The 16,323-nt window shown below is 72.9% G+C and carries 15 protein-coding genes; 6 read left to right on the forward strand and 9 right to left on the reverse strand.

The annotated features are described in order from the left end of the window. Positions 1-9 precede the first annotated feature (9 nt). Positions 10-945: a LysR substrate-binding domain-containing protein gene (locus tag B9O00_RS08990; RefSeq protein WP_143596185.1), complete on the reverse strand. Its 936-nt coding sequence runs from the start codon at positions 943-945 to the stop codon at positions 10-12. 93 nt (positions 946-1,038) lie between these two features. Here B9O00_RS08990 and B9O00_RS08995 point away from each other — a divergent pair, with 93 nt between their 5' ends. The 3 genes from B9O00_RS08995 (at position 1,039) to B9O00_RS09005 (ending at position 3,912) form a co-directional block, all read left to right on the forward strand. Then, positions 1,039-1,890, forward strand: coding sequence for a helix-turn-helix transcriptional regulator (locus B9O00_RS08995; protein ID WP_085122137.1), 852 nt, complete (start codon positions 1,039-1,041; stop codon positions 1,888-1,890). Between the two features lie 211 nt (positions 1,891-2,101). Next, a complete protein-coding gene (locus B9O00_RS09000; RefSeq protein ID WP_085122138.1) occupies positions 2,102-2,836 on the forward strand; it encodes an alanyl-tRNA editing protein in 735 nt (244 codons plus the stop codon). 17 nt (positions 2,837-2,853) lie between these two features. Then, a complete protein-coding gene (locus B9O00_RS09005; RefSeq protein WP_085122139.1) occupies positions 2,854-3,912 on the forward strand; it encodes a Glu/Leu/Phe/Val family dehydrogenase in 1,059 nt (352 codons plus the stop codon). On the opposite strand, the gene B9O00_RS09010 is transcribed toward B9O00_RS09005, so the two are convergent. The 3 genes from B9O00_RS09010 to B9O00_RS09020 all read right to left on the reverse strand — a co-directional run bounded on the left by B9O00_RS09010 (position 3,875) and on the right by B9O00_RS09020 (position 5,668). Further along, positions 3,875-4,432, reverse strand: coding sequence for an anthrone oxygenase family protein (locus B9O00_RS09010; protein WP_085122140.1), 558 nt, complete (start codon positions 4,430-4,432; stop codon positions 3,875-3,877). The genes B9O00_RS09005 and B9O00_RS09010 overlap by 38 nt on opposite strands. Positions 4,433-4,476: 44 nt before the next feature. Then, on the reverse strand, positions 4,477-5,220 hold the full coding sequence (locus tag B9O00_RS09015; protein WP_085122141.1) for a DUF72 domain-containing protein: 744 nt from the start codon (positions 5,218-5,220) through the stop codon (positions 4,477-4,479). Between the two features lie 91 nt (positions 5,221-5,311). Continuing rightward, positions 5,312-5,668, reverse strand: a complete 357-nt coding sequence (locus B9O00_RS09020; RefSeq protein ID WP_085122142.1) for a hypothetical protein — start codon at positions 5,666-5,668, stop codon at positions 5,312-5,314. Between the two features lie 215 nt (positions 5,669-5,883). Here B9O00_RS09020 and B9O00_RS09025 point away from each other — a divergent pair, with 215 nt between their 5' ends. Beyond that, complete coding sequence (locus B9O00_RS09025) at positions 5,884-6,474, forward strand: GNAT family N-acetyltransferase (protein WP_085122143.1); 591 nt, start codon at positions 5,884-5,886, stop codon at positions 6,472-6,474. A gap of 44 nt (positions 6,475-6,518) precedes the next feature. Here the strand turns inward: B9O00_RS09025 and B9O00_RS09030 are convergent, their stop codons facing one another. Both B9O00_RS09030 and B9O00_RS09035 read right to left on the reverse strand, forming a co-directional pair. After that, the gene (locus B9O00_RS09030; RefSeq protein WP_085122144.1) at positions 6,519-6,890 is read right to left on the reverse strand and encodes a response regulator; all 372 of its coding nucleotides are present in this window, start codon (positions 6,888-6,890) and stop codon (positions 6,519-6,521) included. 14 nt (positions 6,891-6,904) lie between these two features. Then, positions 6,905-9,649 carry a PAS-domain containing protein gene (locus tag B9O00_RS09035; protein WP_159460153.1) on the reverse strand — a complete coding sequence of 915 codons (2,745 nt, stop codon included), beginning with the start codon at positions 9,647-9,649 and terminating at the stop codon, positions 6,905-6,907. Between the two features lie 598 nt (positions 9,650-10,247). Here B9O00_RS09035 and B9O00_RS09040 point away from each other — a divergent pair. Together B9O00_RS09040 and B9O00_RS09045 are read left to right on the forward strand one after the other, a co-directional pair. Beyond that, entirely contained in the window at positions 10,248-11,987 is a 1,740-nt protein-coding gene (locus tag B9O00_RS09040; RefSeq protein WP_085122146.1) for a hypothetical protein, read from the forward strand. 135 nt (positions 11,988-12,122) lie between these two features. Beyond that, complete coding sequence (locus B9O00_RS09045; protein WP_085122147.1) at positions 12,123-12,890, forward strand: EF-hand domain-containing protein; 768 nt, start codon at positions 12,123-12,125, stop codon at positions 12,888-12,890. A gap of 34 nt (positions 12,891-12,924) precedes the next feature. Here B9O00_RS09045 and B9O00_RS09050 read toward each other — a convergent pair whose 3' ends face one another. The 3 genes from B9O00_RS09050 to B9O00_RS09060 are packed head-to-tail and all read right to left on the reverse strand — an operon-like array spanning position 12,925 to position 16,318. Next, on the reverse strand, positions 12,925-14,709 hold the full coding sequence (locus tag B9O00_RS09050; RefSeq protein ID WP_085122148.1) for an IlvD/Edd family dehydratase: 1,785 nt from the start codon (positions 14,707-14,709) through the stop codon (positions 12,925-12,927). Further along, complete coding sequence (locus B9O00_RS09055; RefSeq protein ID WP_085122149.1) at positions 14,706-15,332, reverse strand: 2-dehydro-3-deoxy-6-phosphogalactonate aldolase; 627 nt, start codon at positions 15,330-15,332, stop codon at positions 14,706-14,708. Before B9O00_RS09055 ends, B9O00_RS09050 begins: the two co-directional genes overlap by 4 nt. Continuing rightward, positions 15,320-16,318 (reverse strand): 2-dehydro-3-deoxygalactonokinase, encoded by a 999-nt coding sequence (locus B9O00_RS09060; protein WP_085122150.1) that lies wholly within the window; start codon positions 16,316-16,318, stop codon positions 15,320-15,322. Before B9O00_RS09060 ends, B9O00_RS09055 begins: the two co-directional genes overlap by 13 nt. Between the last annotated feature and the right edge of the window lie 5 nt (positions 16,319-16,323).

Genomic DNA, 16,323 nt, shown 5'->3' on the forward strand with positions numbered 1-16,323 from the left:
GAACAGAATTCAAGTCGTGCCGGCCAGGCCGTGGAGCCAGCGCTCGACCCGGCGCGCCGCCGTCGTCGGCGCCGCGCCGGCGGCCCGGCAGAGGTAGTGCGCGGCACCGGTCGGGTCGCCGGCCCCGAAGGGCGCGACCAGCGAGCCGCGGGCCAGGCGGTCGTCGACCACCGGCCGGCGGCCGAGCGCCAGGCCGTGGCCGCCCTCGGCGACCTGCAGCACCTGCTCGGCGCTCTCCAGCTCCAGCGCGCCCGACAGGTCCGGCGGCACCAGGCCGCGGGCCCGCGCCCACTCCTCCCACTCGTCGGGGTTCAGCGTGTTGACGATCAGGCGGACGCGGCGCAGCGCCGCCTGCGGATCCTCGCCGGATGCCAGCTCGAGGTAGCCGGGCGCCGCCACCGGCAGCGCCGTCTCCTCCAGCAGGAAGCCGGCCTCGATGCCCGGCCAGGCGCCCTTGCCGTGGCGGATCGCGAGGTCGACCTGATCGCGCCGCAGGTCGAGCACGCGGGTCGTCGCGACCAGCTGCAGCTCGATGTCGGGATGCGCCCGCTCGAAGGCGCCGAGCTGCGGGATCAGCCAGCTGGCGGCCAGCGAGGGCGGCGCCGTCACGCGCACCACCGTGCGACCGCCGGGCTGCAGCAGCGCCTCCGTCGCGGCCTGGATCTGGCGGATCGCCGGATCGATCTGGTCGAGGTAGCGCCGCCCCGCCGCGGTCAGCCGCACCCCGGAGCCGGAGCGGTCGAACAGCGCGACCCGCAGGAAGTCCTCGAGCCGCCGGACCTGGTGGCTGATCGCGGACTCGGTGACCCCCAGCGCCTCGGCCGCGTCGCGGAAGCGGCCCCTGGCCGCGGCGGCGTGGAAGGCGCGCAAGGCGGCGAAGGGCGGCAGCGGGATCTTCGGCTCGACCATGGTCTCCAGCTTCGCCCTGACATGAGTTTCTTTCAAGTCACGACAGCTGTTCCACGGCGGCACGGGCGCAAGCGCCGGATTGACAGCGCCCGGCCGGAGGGCTTCCTTGAGGGACGGCGGAGGCAAGGAATGGCCCGCAGCGACCCGCGGAACCGCAGCGACTACTGGTGGGACCGGCACATGACCGGGCTCAGCCTGCTGCGCGCCGACTTCACGACCCACGCCTACCCGCCGCACAGCCACGAGGCCTTCGTCGTCGCGGTCACCGAGGCCGGCGGCTCGGTGATCCGCAGCCGCGGCGTCGAGGAGGAAGCGCACCGCAGCGAGCTCTTCGTCTTCAACCCGGCCGAGCCGCACGAGGGCTGGATGGGCCGCAGCGAGCGCTGGCTCTACCGCTCGCTCTATCTCACCAGGGACGCGATCGCGGCGCTGGAGACCGCGCTCGGCGTCGAGGCCCTGCCCTACTTCCTGACCAACAAGCTGGCCGACCCCGACCTGATCGAGGCCTTCCTGGCGCTGCACCGGGCGCTCGAGCAGGGCCGCGACCCCTTCCGCGAGCGCGAGCTGCTGGTCGGCTCCTTCGGCGTGCTGTTCGGGCGCCACGGCAGCGGCGGCGGCCGCATCCCGCCGGCCCCGGCCGACCGCACGCGCCTGGCCCGGGCGACGGCGCTGATGCACGGGCGCCACGGCGAGGCGCTGCGCCTGGAGGAGGTCGCCGCCGAGGCCAACCTGACGGTCTTCCAGCTGATCGGCCTGTTCAAGCGGACCACCGGCCTGACGCCGCACGCCTTCCTGACCCAGGTCCGGCTCAACGCCGTCTGCCGCCTGCTCAGGGGCGACACGCCGCTCGCCGAGGTCGCCGCGGCGACCGGCTTCTACGACCAGAGCGCCATGACCCGCCACTTCAAGCGCTGCTACGGCATGACCCCGCGCCAGTTCGCGCTGGCGGCACAGGAGGGGCGCGCCGTGATGGCAAGCTAGCGGCAACGCCTGCGCGCGCACGTCCCTCGACAGGCTCGGGACGAAGCAGACAGCGAGCCCCGGTCCATCTTCGAAGCCGGCAAAGTCGTTTGCTTCGTCCCGAGCCTGTCGAGGGACGTGAAAGCGCGGCCTCACAATTTTCGCCAATACCCCTGCCCCGCCCGCGTCCGAGACTGCAGGTTCAGCAGCAGCGACGGAGGCGAGCCGGCCGATGGCCCACTACTTCTGCCACGCCCATCCCGAGACCCTGATCCTCGAGACCACGGTCGAGGACGCCCGGCCCGGCCGGGTCGCGCTCGCCGAGACGCCCTTCTATCCGGGCGGCGGCGGACAGCCGGCCGACCTCGGCGTGCTGCGCCACGCCGGTGGCCAGGTCGCGGTGGTCGGCTTCGAGCAGGCCGAGGGGCGCAGCTGGCACCTGCTGGCCGAGGAGCTGGAGCTGGCCGGCACGCTCGAGGCCGTGGTCGATGCCGGCTTCCGCAGCACCATGCGCCAGCTCCACACCGACACCCACATCCTCAACGCCCTGGTCTACCAGGCCTTCGACGGCGCCCTGGTGACCGGCGTGCAGATGTACGCCGACGGTACGGCGCGCATGGACTTCGACATCCCCGGGGCCGACAGCGAGCGGCTGCGCGCCCTGGAGGCGCCGATCAACGAGGTCATCGGCCAGGACCTGCCGGTCGGTTTCGACTATGTCGACGTCGAGACCGCCCAGGCCCGGCACGGCCTGATCCGCAGCCGCTCGGTGGCACCGCCGCCGACGCCCGACGGCCTGATCCGCATCGTCGAGATCGCCGGCCTCGACCGCCAGGCCTGCGGCGGCACGCATCTCGCCTCGACCGGCGGCTCGCTGCCGGTGCGCATCCTCAAGATCGACAACAAGGGCCGCCACAACCGCCGGGTCCGCATCGGCCTGCTCGGCCATCCCGGCGTGCCGGGCTGACCGGCGGGAGAGGCGCCATGATCTTCGAGAGCGCGGCCTTCGACGGCCACGAGCAGGTCGTCTTCGCGAGCGACCGGGACAGCGGCCTCAGGGCGGTGATCGCGGTCCACGACACGACGCTCGGCCCGGCGCTCGGCGGCTGCCGGCTGCGCGCCTACGCCGGCGAGGCCGAGGCGGTGACCGACGTGCTGCGCCTGGCCCGCGGCATGACCTGCAAGGCGGCCCTGGCCGGCGTGCCCTTCGGCGGCGGCAAGATGGTCGTGCTGGCCGAGCCGGCGGCCAAGACGCCGGCCCTGCTGCGCGCCGTCGGCCGCGCCATCGACCGCCTGGGCGGCCGCTACATCACCGGCGAGGACGTCGGCACGACGGTCGAGGACATGGCCGAGATCGGTGCCGAGACCCGCTGGGTCATGGGCCGGCCGGAAAGCGCGGGCGGCGGCGGCGATCCCTCGCCGAGCACCGCACTCGGCTGCTTCGTCGGCATCGAGGCGGCGGTGCGCCGCGCGCTCGGCCGCAACTCCCTGGCCGGCGTGCGGGTCGCCGTGCAGGGCCTGGGCGCGGTCGGCTTCCGGCTCTGCCGGCTGCTGCACGAGGCCGGCGCCGCGCTGGTCGTGAGCGACGTCGATCCGGAGCGCGTGGCGCGCTGCCGCGACGCGCTGGGCGCCGTGACCGTGGAACCGGAGGCGATCCTGGAGCAGGAGGCCGAGGTCCTGGCCCCCTGCGCGCTGGGCGCCGTCGTCGATGGCGCCACGGCCGAGCGCCTCAGGGTGCGGATCGTCGCCGGCGCCGCCAACAACCAGCTGGCGAGCCCCGAGGACGGCCGCATCCTGGCTCGCCGCGGCATCCTCTACGCGCCCGACTACGTGATCAACGCCGGCGGCATGATCCGGCTCAGCGGCGAGCTGACCGGCGACGACGCCGCGGCGAGCGAGCGCAAGGTCCGCGCGATCGCCGGGACCCTGGAGCAGCTGTTCGGCCTCGCCGAGGCCGAGGGCCTGGCGCCGAGCGACGCCGCCGACCGCCTGGCCTGCGAGCGGATCAGCGCCGCCGCGGCGAGGGGAACTCGCGGTAGATGAGCAGGCCGACGCCGACGAGCAGGAGGCTGGCCAGCGAGGCGATGGTGCGGACGAGGTTCCAGCTGTCCCAGGGATCGGCGAAGCCGGCCCAGACCCGCAGGGCCTGCTCCCGGTCGGCGGGGATCGCGACCTGGGCCAGGGCGTCGTTCATCGGCACGTGGATCAGCAGGGTCGGCAGCAGGGCGCAGGTCACGTAGAGCAGCGCGGCGATCAGGAAGGCGAGCGCCACGGCGCGCCGGCGCAGGCGGAGGAACAGCCCGGCGGCGATCAGGGTCGCCAGCGGCGCGCCGAAGAAGGAGATCCCGAAGCCGGGGTTGCGGATCGTCGCGTTGATGCCCTGCATCGCGGCGATCGCGTCGCGCGGGTCGCTGACGTCGAGGCCCTGCAGGACCGATGCCGAGTAGGCGTAGAAGAAGCCGGCGATCGCTCCGGTCAGGACCAGGGCGAGCAGCCCGGCACCCGCGGCGATCCCCCTCGCCAGATGCGACGACGGCCCGTCGCTCCGATCGGTCCCGGCCATCGCCTGCCCCTTTTCGATCCCTGGTTCCCGATCCACGGCGCAGTCTAGCACCGCTGCGCCATCGCCAGCAGGCGTCGCGCGTCGCCGGGCGCGTCGGCCTCGGCGGTGTTGTCGAAGTAGCAGAAGACCTCGAGGCCACGCCGGCGCCAGCGCGCGATGCGCCGGGCCCAGCCGGCCAGCCGGCGGCCGTCGTAGCGCCCCCGGTAGGGGGCCGCCGGATCGGGGCCGTGCAGGCGCAGGTAGGTGAAGTCCGCGGTCAGCATCTCCCGCGGCCGGCCGGCGATGTCGGACTGGCAGCAGGCGACGCCGTGGCGTTCGAGCAGCGCCCGTACCGGCGCCGCCAGCCAGCTCTCGTCCCGGAACTCGATGGCGTAGCGATGGCGGCACGGCAGGGCCGCGAGGAAGGCCGCCAGCCGGCCGTCGTCGCGCCGCCAGCGCGGCGGCAGCTGGAACAGGATCGGCCCGAGCCGGTCGCCGAGCGGCGCGACCAGCGGCAGGAAGCTGCCGAGCGTCGCTTCGGGATCCTTCAGCTTCTTGTTGTGCGTGATGTAGCGGTGCGCCTTGAGGGCGAAGCGGAAGCCGGGCGGCGCCGTGTTCCGCCACTGCGCCACGGCCTCCGGCGCGGGCAGCCGGTAGAAGGTGTTGTCGACCTCGACCGTGTCGAAGCGCTCGACGTAGCGCGCCAGGAAGTCGGCGGCCCTGGTCCCCTCCGGATAGAAGCGGCCGCGCCATTCCGGATAGGACCAGCCCGAGGTGCCGATGTGGAGCGCGCCCGTCCCTGCCGCCACGGCAGCCTCCCTTTCCGACCGGGGCCCGACCGGGGCCCGGCCGAGACGCCGGACAGGCGCCGCGGGTTCCCCGCCCCGCCGCCCGCGGCCGTCAGGCCGCCGCGTCGTCGTCGTCGTCGTCGCCGAAGCTGCGCCATTCGACCAGCTCGCCCTGGCGCGTCGTCAGGATGAAACCGCTGGCGCCGCCCGCGCCGTCCTCGACGATGCGCACCGCCAGCTTGGCCCCGCCGGAGAACTCGAGGGCGATCCGGCCGCTGCCGGCCGAGAGCGAGACCAGCCGCTGGCCGACCAGCCCGGTCAGACCCTCGCGTTCGTCGAGCCGCTCGGTGCTGTAGGGCCAGGTGATGGTCAGGACCGCGCCGTGGGCGAAGCAGAGGCGGCTGCGCTCGGCTTCCTGCCAGGCTTCCGCGACGGTCCGCGAGACCAGTGCGCGCAGCTCAGCTTCCATCATCCCGCTCCCCGCTCGACCCTGCCGCGGCCCGCCCGGCTGAGAGCCGCCGCATTTTGCCCGACCTTGGGTGCCGCGACGGACCGGCGCCTTGATCCGAATCAATCGATGCGCACTTTCGACCGGCAGACGGGACAACCCCCGATAAAGAGGATCCGCGGCGAGACTCGGGACGGGGTGGCATAGTCGCGACACCCTTCGGAGCGGGGCCCCTGATGACCCTGAGCGAGCAGTTGCCGATCCTGACGACCGCGCGGCTGTGCCTGCGTCCCTGGCGACCGGCCGACCGCCTGCCCTTCGCCGCGCTCAACGCCGATCCCGAGGTCATGCGCTTCTTCCCGGGCACGCTGGAGCGCCGGTCGAGCGATGCGCTCGCCGAGCGCATCGAGGGGCACTTCGCCGAGCACGGCTTCGGCCTCTGGGCCGTGGAGGTGCTCGGCGGCCCCGCCTTCGTCGGCTTCGTCGGCCTGTCGGTGCCGCGCTTCGAGAGCCACTTCACGCCCTGCGTCGAGATCGGCTGGCGGCTCGCGGCCGAACAGTGGGGGAAAGGCTACGCGACCGAGGCGGCGCGGGCCGCCCTGGCCCAGGGCTTCGGTCCGCTCGGCCTCGCGGAGATCGTCTCCTTCACCGTGCTGGACAACGGTCGCTCGCGGGCGGTCATGGAGCGGCTCGGCATGACCCGGCGGCCGGAGGAGGACTTCGAGCACCCCTCCCTGCCCGCCGGCCATGCGCTGCGGCGCCACGTGCTCTACCGGCTGCGGCGCAGCGACTGGACCGGCGCCGGCGATCGGATGCGCCGGGACTGACGGGCCGGCCGCCGCGCCCCCGAGATCGCGCGCCCCCGGAATCGTCAGCCGGCCGCGAGCAGCTCCTCGACGGCGCCGATGAAGGCCGCTCGGTCCAGGGGCTTCTCGAGGACCCGGTCGGCACCGCAACGCTTGGCGAGCTGCAGGAGATCGAGATTGCGCACCCGGCCGCCGCCGGACATGGCGATGATCTTCAGCGCCGGATTCTCCGCCTTCAGCGCCTGGATCATCTCCAGCCCCTCGCGGTTCGGCATGATGAGGTCGGTGACGACCAGGTCGGTGGGCTCGGCCCTGACCGTCTGCTCGCCGACGAGGCCGTCGTTCGCGACGGCGACGTCGTGTCCGGCGCGCTTCAGCACCTTCGAGAGGATGTCGCAGATCGCCTCGTTGTCGTCGATCACCACTATTCGCGCCATGACCTGTCCCTGCCTCAACAAGAGCGTGCCGCGCCGACGAGGCCGTCGAGCGTCGCACCGAGCTCCCGCAGCGTAAAGGGCTTCACGAGCAGAGCCGTGTGGCCCAGTTCCGCGAGCCTGGTCTCGTCGAGACCGTGACCGTAGCCGGTGCACAGCAGCAACGGCAGCGCCGGGCGGGTCTCGCGGATCGCCATGGCCAGCTCCTGGCCGCTCATGCCGGGCATCACCTGGTCGGTCACGACCAGGGCGAAGTCGTCGGGATGCTCGCGGAAGCCCTCCAGCGCGCTGGCGGCGTCGGAGAACTCGACGATGCAGTAGCCGAGCCGGCTCAGCAGCCCGGCGGTCGCCCCGCGCACCGCCGGATCGTCGTCGACCAGCAGCGCATTGCCGGCGCCGCCCGCCGTCGCGGCAGCCGTCGAGGCGACGGCCCGGCGCTCGCCCGCCGCGTCGGTGGCGCGCGGCAGGTAGACGTGGAACTCGCTGCCGACGCCGGGCTCGCTGTAGGCCGTGACCATGCCGTCGTACTTGCCGACGATGCCGTGCACCACGGACAAGCCCATGCCGGTGCCCTCGCCGACCTGCTTGGTCGTGAAGAAGGGCTCGAAGATGCGCTTGAGCAGGGCCTCGTCCATGCCCGGACCGTCGTCGCGCACGACCAGGCGGACGCAGGGGCCGCCGGCGAGCGGCGGATGAGCGGCGGCGAAGACCTCGTCTACCTCGACCTCGTCGACCCGGACCTCGACCCGCCCCTTGCGCCGGCCGATCGCCTGGACGGCGTTGACCGTCAGGTTCATCACGATCTGGCTGAGATGGGCGGGAATCGCCAGGACGTCCGCGCAGCGGCTCCGGACGTCGACCTCGAGACGGATGTCCGGGTGGATCGTCGGACGCAGCATCGAGACGACCTCCCCGGCGACCGTCGCGAGGCAGCAGAGCTCGGCCGCGCCGTCGTCGGTGAAGCGGCTGAAGCGCAGGATCTGCTTGACCAGGTCCTTCGCCTTCTGCCCGGCGGAGAGCACCTGCTCCACGCAGTCCCGGGCCTCCTCGCCGAGGTCGGGCTCGTCGGCCAGCAGTTCGGTGTAGCCGATCATGGCGGCCAGCAGGTTGTTGAAATCGTGGGCGATGCCGCCGGCCAGCGTACCCAGGGCCTGCAGGCGCTCCGACTGGATCGCGCGCTCGGCGTTGCGCTTGACCTCGGTGATGTCGGTGCGCATGCCAACCGTGCCGCCGTCGGGAAGCGGCGTCTCCTCGACCAGGATCCAGGCGCTGCCCTGGCGCTGCTCCCAGGCGCCGGTCGGATGGCGATGCTTCTCGAGGCGCTCGGCCAGCCACTCCTCCTCGCGGCCGAGCGCCTCGAGGTAACGCCCCTCGGCCAGACCCTCGCGCACCGCGGTCTCGAAGGAGACGCCGGTTCGGATCGCCTCGTCCGACAGGCGGTAGAGCTCCTGGTACTTGGAGTTGCAGAGCACCAGGCGATCGTCCCGATCGTGGATCACGAAGCCGTAGGGCACGCTCTCGACCGCGGCGCGCAGCAGGGCCTCCGCGCGCTCGGCCCGGAGCCGCGCCTCGACCTCCTCGGTCTCATCGGCCATGACCCCCCGGTAGCCGCCAAACCGTCCGTCGTCGTCGAAGACCGGCACGCCGCCGGTGCGGTAGTGGCTGATCTGGCCGGACGGCATCGACTTGGAAAAGCGAAAGTCGCGGAACGGAAGGTGCGCCTCGAGCTCGTCGCAGTGCCGGCGCCAGTACTCGTTGGCGGTGCCTTCGGCCGTGACCACCTCCCACAGCGTCCGACCGAGCAGGCGGTCGCCCAGCACGCCGGAGTCGTCGCCTTTCGGCACGCTGTAGTAGGAGAAGCGCAGTTCCTCGTCCATCTCCCAGAAGCGCTCGGAGCCGGCCTCGGCGAAATGCCGGAAGCGCGCCTCGCTGGCTTGCAGGCTCGCCTCCCGCCGCTTGAGCTCGGAGATGTCGGTGACGATGCAGACCAGGGATTCCTTGACCGTGCGGCGGGTCCTCATGCGGATCCAGCGATTGCCGGCCAAGCGGAGCTCCATCTCGCCATTGGCCGCGGTCAGGCAGCGGATCGTGTCGTCGACCCACTGGTCCTCGCGGCCGATCGCGTCCGGAAACAGGCCCGCTTCGGCAGCCGCCCGCGTGAGGTCTCGGAAGGCCGTTCCGGAGCGGACCAGCTGCGACACCGGCCGGTAGAACGCGTCGTAGTGCTCGTTGCAGAACAGCAGCCGGTCGTCGGCGTCGTAGAGCGCGAAGCCTTCCGACATCGTCTCGACGGCCTCGCAGAGCGCCTCGTGGGCCGATGCGGCGACCTGCCGCTCCCGCTGGACCCGCTGCTCCATCTGCTTGAGGTCGGAGATCGGCAGGTGCTCGATGACGAGGCCGCCCTGCCGCAGCGGCCGCGCCGTGCAGAGGAACCAGCGCTGCTCCTCGCCGAGGTGATCGGGATACTCGAGCCGAAACTCCGGGGCCGCGCCGGCCAGCACGGCGCGCAGGCCGGCGGCGATCGCCGTCAGCACCTGGTCGCCGCCCGCCGCTGCGGCGTCACAGATCGACAGGTAGCTCGCGCCCGGACCCTCGTAGAGGCCGGCCCGGCCCGCTCCCCCGATGCGGCTGCGCCAGGCCTCGTTCACGCAGACGATGTCGCCGCCGGCCGACAGGACGGCGATGCCGGCCGGCAGCGCGTCGAGAACGGCGAGGTCGATGCGCGCCGTGTCGGATCGGTCGGGCTGGATCAGGTCGTGCACTGCCTGGGCGCTCCTGGCTGCTCCACCGCCCCCCTCGACGGGTCGGCTCGCGGAGCCGGACGGTCGCTGGGTCCGGGTCGGCCGCGGTCGAGGCTCCAGATAGCCACGGCCGCCGTTAAGAAACGCTGAAATGGCCGGAAGATCCAAGAATTCGCGCGAAACGGCTGAAACATCGAAGGGATTGGCGGAGTATTCCCTCGCGAATATTCCCCTGGCGGCGACCGTCGACGCCGGGGCGCCGGACGCGAGACGGCCGCTGCCGGGCGGTCCGGGAAGAGCGGCTCGACCTGCAACGTGAGGAGGCACCAGACCGGGAAGACGCACCGCAGACGGGCAGGATTCACTCCACCTTAACTGGCGTCGACGACAGTGCGCTTTCGACCGGAGAGTTCCGATTCGGAGTCCGGGACGAGCGGGTCGGAACGCGGGCGAAAGGCCGCAGGCCGCTGCCGCGTCACCGGTCGCCCGGAGGGCGGCCCAGCCGCGCCGGCAGACCGCCGACCCACCCGGAAACGCAAGGCCGCCACCGTTCGGCGAAGGAGCCATGATGCCAGTTCAGCCGCCCGGACCGACCGGTGTCAGAAGGGCATGGCGGCAGTTGCTTTCGTTCCTGGAAGTCTCGGAGGAGGCGCCCCGGCCGACCGCGCACCCGGCCGCGCACCCGGCCGCGCCGGCAGCCGCGCCGCGCGCCGCGGCGGAGGCTGCGGCACCCGCCGGCGGCGCCAGGCTCGATCCCCGGCTGGAACAGCTCCTCACCCGCCACGCCGAGACCGGACCGGTCCCCGGGGGACGCGTGCATCTGCTCAACCTGGAGCCGATCAAGGCGCGACTAGGCGACCGCTGGCCGAACGCCCGCGACCGGGTGCGCAGGACCATCGAGACCGAGCTGCAGGGCCGGCTCGGCCGGCACGACTTCTTCTCGCACAGCGGCGAGAACGGCTACGTCATCGTGTTCGGCGACTGCAGCGAAGCCGAGGCCAAGCTGAAGATCGCGCTGCTCGCGGAGGCGGCCCTGGCGAAGCTGTTCGGCGGCAAGGAGGCCGAGGAGCTCCGGGCTCTCGCCGTCCGGTCGGTGGTCACGGAGGCCGACGGCCGCCTCGCCACCCGGCTGCTCGACAGCACCGAGTCGCTGCTCGCCTCCTTCGACGACGCCCAGCCGCTGCCGGCCGACGACCACCGGCCCGAAAGCCGCCAGGATTCGGCGCTCGACGAGGCGGCGGTCGCCATGCTGCTGGCCGGCCTGGACGAGCAGCTGAAGATGCTCCGGACCTCCGGCGAGCAGCGGGTGCAGCCGCAGCTCGTCGCCAACCGCCTGCACGAGATCCTCGGCCACCTGCGCGCGCTCGAGGGCAAGATGGTGCGCCGGCTCGACGACCTCGCCGCGGCGGGCGGCCCGGACCGGCCGGATATCAAGCTCAATCCCGGCCTGATCCGCGTCGCTCACCACTCGCTGAAGACGCTCCGCCAGATCAAGCACCAGGCGGAGACCGAGCTCGAGACGCACGAGCAGGCCGCCGCCACACTGCCGACGGAGAGCGAGCCGGCGCTCGAGCAGGCGGATCTCCGGGTCCTCTACCGGCCCTACTGGCACGCGCCGAGCAGGAAGGTCGCCGTCTACGCGCCCGAGGCACAGCTGGTGACCAGTTCGGGCGCGCTGGCGAGCGATCGGGATGCCGTCTTCGACGAGGAGATCGAGGAGGCCGTGGACCGGCTCGTCCTGCTGCACGGCCGGCGCGATCTCGAAGCCGCGATCAAGGCGCACAGCCCGGCGATCGTCGCGATCTCGATCCACTACGGCACCCTCGCGCGGATCGGCAGCCGCCGGCGCTACCTCGATCTCTGTCGCAACATCCGCGCCGAGGACCGCAGCTTCGTGCTGTGGCAGCTGCTCGGCCTGCCACGCCAGGCGTTCCAGAGCCAGCTGCGCGGATTCGTCGAGCAGCTGCGCCCCTTCGGCCGGTCGATCTCGGTGATGCTGACCCTGACCGAGCAGACCTTTCCGCACCTCGCCCACGACCTGGAGCTGATCGCCCTGTCCGGTGTCGCGGCGGTCGGGCTCGATGCCGGGCAGCTCGGCGCCGAGGAGAAGGAGCTGATCAGGCTGTTCGACTACGTCGCCAAGGTCAGCGAGGCCGCCAGGCTGAAGTGCTATGCCACCGGCATCGAGACCAGCAGCCTCGTGCTGGCGGCGACCTGCGCCGGCTTCAGCTATGTCGCCGGGCCCGCGGTCGCCGAGCCGCTGACCAGGCTCGACGGCGTCAAGCCCGCCGAGTTCGACCGGATCTATCTCGGCAAGGCCGAGGCGGCCGGCACGGGCTCCGACGAGACGGCCGGATAGCGCCCGGCCGCGACCGCGGGCCCCCGGACTTCTCCGAATCGTCGCCGGCGCGCGCCAGCTTTTCCGGCCTGGCGCGTGAATGTCTCCTGAAGCCCCTTTTCGCGGGCTCGCATCAACTTGCCGAGGAGACAGGAGATGCTAGGCGGCATCGGCAGCTACGGGTCCGCGGCTTCGGCCCTGATGACCCAGCAGTTCAGCCGGCTGGACAGCGATTCCAGCGGCACGATCAGCCAGGAGGAGTTCGTCGCCGGCCGGCCGGACGGCGTCAGCTCGGACCAGGCTTCGGCGCTCTACAGCGCCCTGGACAGCGAGGGCTCGGGCGAGCTTTCCGCCTCGGACCTCGCCTCCGCCTTCCAGCAGCTGTCCGGCGCCATGCAGACCACGATGCTGCAGGCCCAGGAGAGTGCGCAGCAGGGCGGCGCCGCGAGCGACCTCTTCGCGACGCTCGACAGCGACGGCGACGGCAGCCTGACCAGGGAGGAGTTCCTGGCCGGCAAGCCCGACGACGTCAGCGACACCCAGGCCGAAGCCTTGTGGAACGACCTCTCGGGCGGCAGCGACAGCATCGACGAGGCGGACTTCGCCTCCGCTGCGCCGTCCGGGCCGGCGGCCGGCGGCCCGGGGGGACCGGGCGGCGCCGGCGGCCCGCCGCCGTCCGACGACAGCGACGACACCAGCACGTCGGTCTCGCCGCTCGACACCAACGGCGACGGGGTGGTCAGCGAGGCGGAGTTCCTGGCCGGCAAGCCCGAGGCGGTGACGGACCAGCAGGCCCAGGACCTGTGGAGCGCGCTCTCCGGCGGCAGCGACAGCCTGTCGACGCAGGACCTCGCCGCGGCCCTGCAGCCGCCGATGGCCTTCGCCCAGGCCGCCTCGGCCTACGCCGCGACGGCGGCGGGCTGAGCGGCCCGGCCGGACCGGACGGCGGCCGCGCCGCTCAGTGGTTGTCGCGCGGCAGGCCCTTGGTCTCGGCGATGCGCAGGTAGAGCGTCGCCGGCTCCAGGCAGCCGCCGCCGTCGAGCTGGCCGACCATCGAGCGGTAGATCTCCTGCCAGGGCGTCTGGTGCTCCGGGTAGGAGGGCGTCCAGGCCGCCCGCCGGCGCTCGATCTCCGCCTCCTCGACCAGCATGTCGACGCGCCGGTTCTTGAGGTCGACGCGCACCCGGTCGCCGGTCGCGAGCAGCGCCAGGCCGCCGCCGACCGCCGCCTCGGGCGCGGCGTTGAGGATCGAGGGGCTGGCCGAGGTCCCGGACTGGCGGCCGTCGCCGATCGTCGGCAGCTCGGTGATGCCCCGCTTGATGAGCCGCGCCGGCGGCTGCATGTTCACGACCTCCGCCGAGCCCGGATAGCCGACTGGCCCGCAGTTGCGGATGAACAGGATCGCGTTCTCGTCGATCGGCAGGTCCGGGTCGTCGATCCGGTGGTGGTAGTCCTCGGGCCCCTCGAAGACGATCGCCGTGCCCTCGAACATGCCGGGATGCTCCGGGTTCTCCAGGTAGCGGCGGCGGAAGTCGGGGCCGATCGCCGAGGTCTTCATGACCGCGGCGTCGAAGAGGTTGCCGCCCATGACCAGCAGGCCGGCGCTCTGCTTCAGCGGCTCCTTGACCGTGCGGATGACCTCGCGGTCGAAGGTGAACTGGCCGCGCATCTCCTCGCCGATCGTGCGGCCGCTGACGGTCATCGCCTGCTCGCGGATCAGGCCGGCCTCGATCAGCTCGGCCATCACCGCCGGCACGCCGCCGGCCCGGTGGAAGCGCTCGCCGAGGAAGCGGCCGGTCGGCTGGCAGTCGACGATCAGCGGCACGTCGAAGCCGACCCTCTGCCAGTCCTCCATGGTCAGCTCGACGCCCATGTGGCGGGCGATGGCGATCAGGTGCGGCGGCGCGTTGGTCGAGGCGCCGAGCGCCGAGCAGAGCACGATGGCGTTCTCGAAGGCGGCCTTGGTCATGACCTGCGAGGGCCTGAGGTCCTCGCGCACCATCTCGACGATGCGCTTGCCGGTCGCCCAGGCCATCTGCGCGCGCTCGCGGTAGGGCCCCGGGATCGCCGCGCAGCCGGGCAGCGACATGCCCAGGCCCTCGGCCAGCGAGTTCATCGAGAGCGCCGTGCCCATGGTGTTGCAGTGGCCGACCGAGGGCGCCGAGGCGGCGACCCGCTTGATGAACTCCTCGTAGTCGATCTCGCCGGCCGCCAGCAGCTTGCGGGAATCCCAGACGACGGTCCCCGAGCCGGCCAGCTCACCCTTGTGGTGGCCGTCGAGCATCGGGCCGCCGGACAGCACGATGGCCGGCAGGTCGACGGTCGCCGCGCCCATCAGCTGGGCCGGCGTGGTCTTGTCGCAGCCGGTGGTCAGCACGACGCCGTCGATCGGATAGCCGTAGAGCACCTCGACCAGGCCCAGGTAGGCGAGGTTGCGGTCGAGCGCGGCGGTCGGCCGCTTGCCGGTCTCCTGGATCGGATGGACCGGGAACTCCATCGCGATGCCGCCGGCCGCGGCGATGCCGTCGCGCACCCGCTTGGCCAGCTCCAGGTGGTGGCGGTTGCAGGGCGCGAGATCCGAGCCGGTCTGGGCGATGCCGATGATCGGCTTGCCCGACTGCAGCTCCTCGCGGGTCAGGCCGTAGTTCAGGTAGCGCTCCAGGTAGAGCGCCGTCATGCCCGGGTTGTCCGGATTGTCGAACCACTCCTGGGAACGCAGCCGCTTCTTGCTTGCTTCCGTCATCGGTCTCTTCCCTCGGGCTTCTTCTCGTTCAGGGCGTCGTAGGCTTCGACCAGCCGGCGCGCGGCCGCGCCGACCTCGCCGGCCGCCCGGCCCAGCTTGTAGAGGTTCGAGCCGAGGCCGAAGCCGATGCACCCGGCCCGACGGTAGGCCGACAGGTCGGGCGCGTCGATGCCGCCGACAGCATAGAGCGCCAGCGCGGGCGGCATGACTGCTTTCAGGGCGGCGACGCCGGCAGGGCCGAGCAGGAAGGCCGGGAACAGCTTGAGCGCCGTCGCCCCGGCCGCAGCCGCGACCAGGCACTCGGTCGCCGTGAAGGCGCCGGGATAGGAGTCGAGGCCGGCGTCGCGCGTCGCCTCGATGATCACCCGGTCGGTGTTCGGCGAGACCACGAAGCGGCCGCGTGCCGCCCTGACCTTGCGCACCTCGCCGGGGGTCAGCACCGTGCCGGCGCCGACCTCCGCGCGCCCGCCCAGGCGCTCGGCCAGCAGGGCGATCGACTCGAAGGGCCGCGGCGAGTTGAGCGGCACCTCGAGCCGCTGGATCCCGGCCTCGACCAGGGCCTCGCCGACCGCCGGCGCCTCCTCGGGCGTCAGCCCGCGCAGGATCGCCATCAGTTCGCGCATTTCGGTCCCTCTTCCGTTCTGCCGCGGCGAAGCGCCGCCAGGCCGGCGATCACCGCCGTCCCGCCGCTCACCGTCTCGGGCGTGCAGCCCGCGATCCCCAGCGCCTCGACATAGAGTGCGGCGAGGCTGTCGTCGCCGATCACTGCGACGCCGGCGCTCGGCGCCGGGCCGCCGGGCCAGGTCGCCGCCGAGGCCAGCTCCTGGCCGATCAGCAGGCCGGAGAGGCGCGAGCGCGCGGCGGCGCCGGCCTCGCCGAACAGCAGGTGCCGGGCGCGCAGGCCGAACAGCCGGGCCGGCACCTCGGCGGGCGCCGCCAGGGCCTCGCGCACCCCCACCGCGAAGGCCTCCGGGTCCGTAGCCCCGGCCCCGCCGACGCTGTGGCGCAGGATCGACTGGCCGGCCAGCAGGCCGAACAGCTCCCCGGTCATGTAGGTGCGGAAGGACCGCAGGATGCCGCGCGACACGCTGACCCACTTCGAGTGGGTGCCGGGCAGGCAGAGCGCCCAGTCGCCCATTCCCGCGCCCATTCCCGCGCCCTGGCCCGCACCCGCGCCGCGGCCGGCCAGGAAGCCGAGGATCTGGGTCTCCTCGCCGCGCAGCACGTCGGGCGCGGCGGGATCGCGCTGGGCCAGGCCCGGCACGATGGCGACGGCGATCCGCGGATCGCGGGTGCCGACCTCGAGGGCGCCGGCGCCGAGCCAGTCGAGCGGCAGCGGCAGGTCGAGGTAGGGCGCCTCCTGCCAGCCCTGGCGGGCCCCCGCCATGCCGCAGACCAGCACCGGCAGCCGGACCCCCTCGGCGACGCCGTCCAGCCAGTCGCCGAGCGCCGCGACCAGCGCCGTCTCGAAGGCCTCGGCCCCCTGTCCGGCCAGGCCGCCCATGCCGGGACCGCCGCGCGCCGGGCCGAGCGGCCGGCCGGTCCCGTCGAAGGCCCAGGCCCTGAGGTTGCTGGTGCCCCAGTCGACGCCGATCCAGTCGATGGTCATCCTTC

Source organism: Tistlia consotensis USBA 355, assembly GCF_900177295.1.
GTDB classification, from domain to species: domain Bacteria; phylum Pseudomonadota; class Alphaproteobacteria; order Kiloniellales; family DSM-21159; genus Tistlia; species Tistlia consotensis.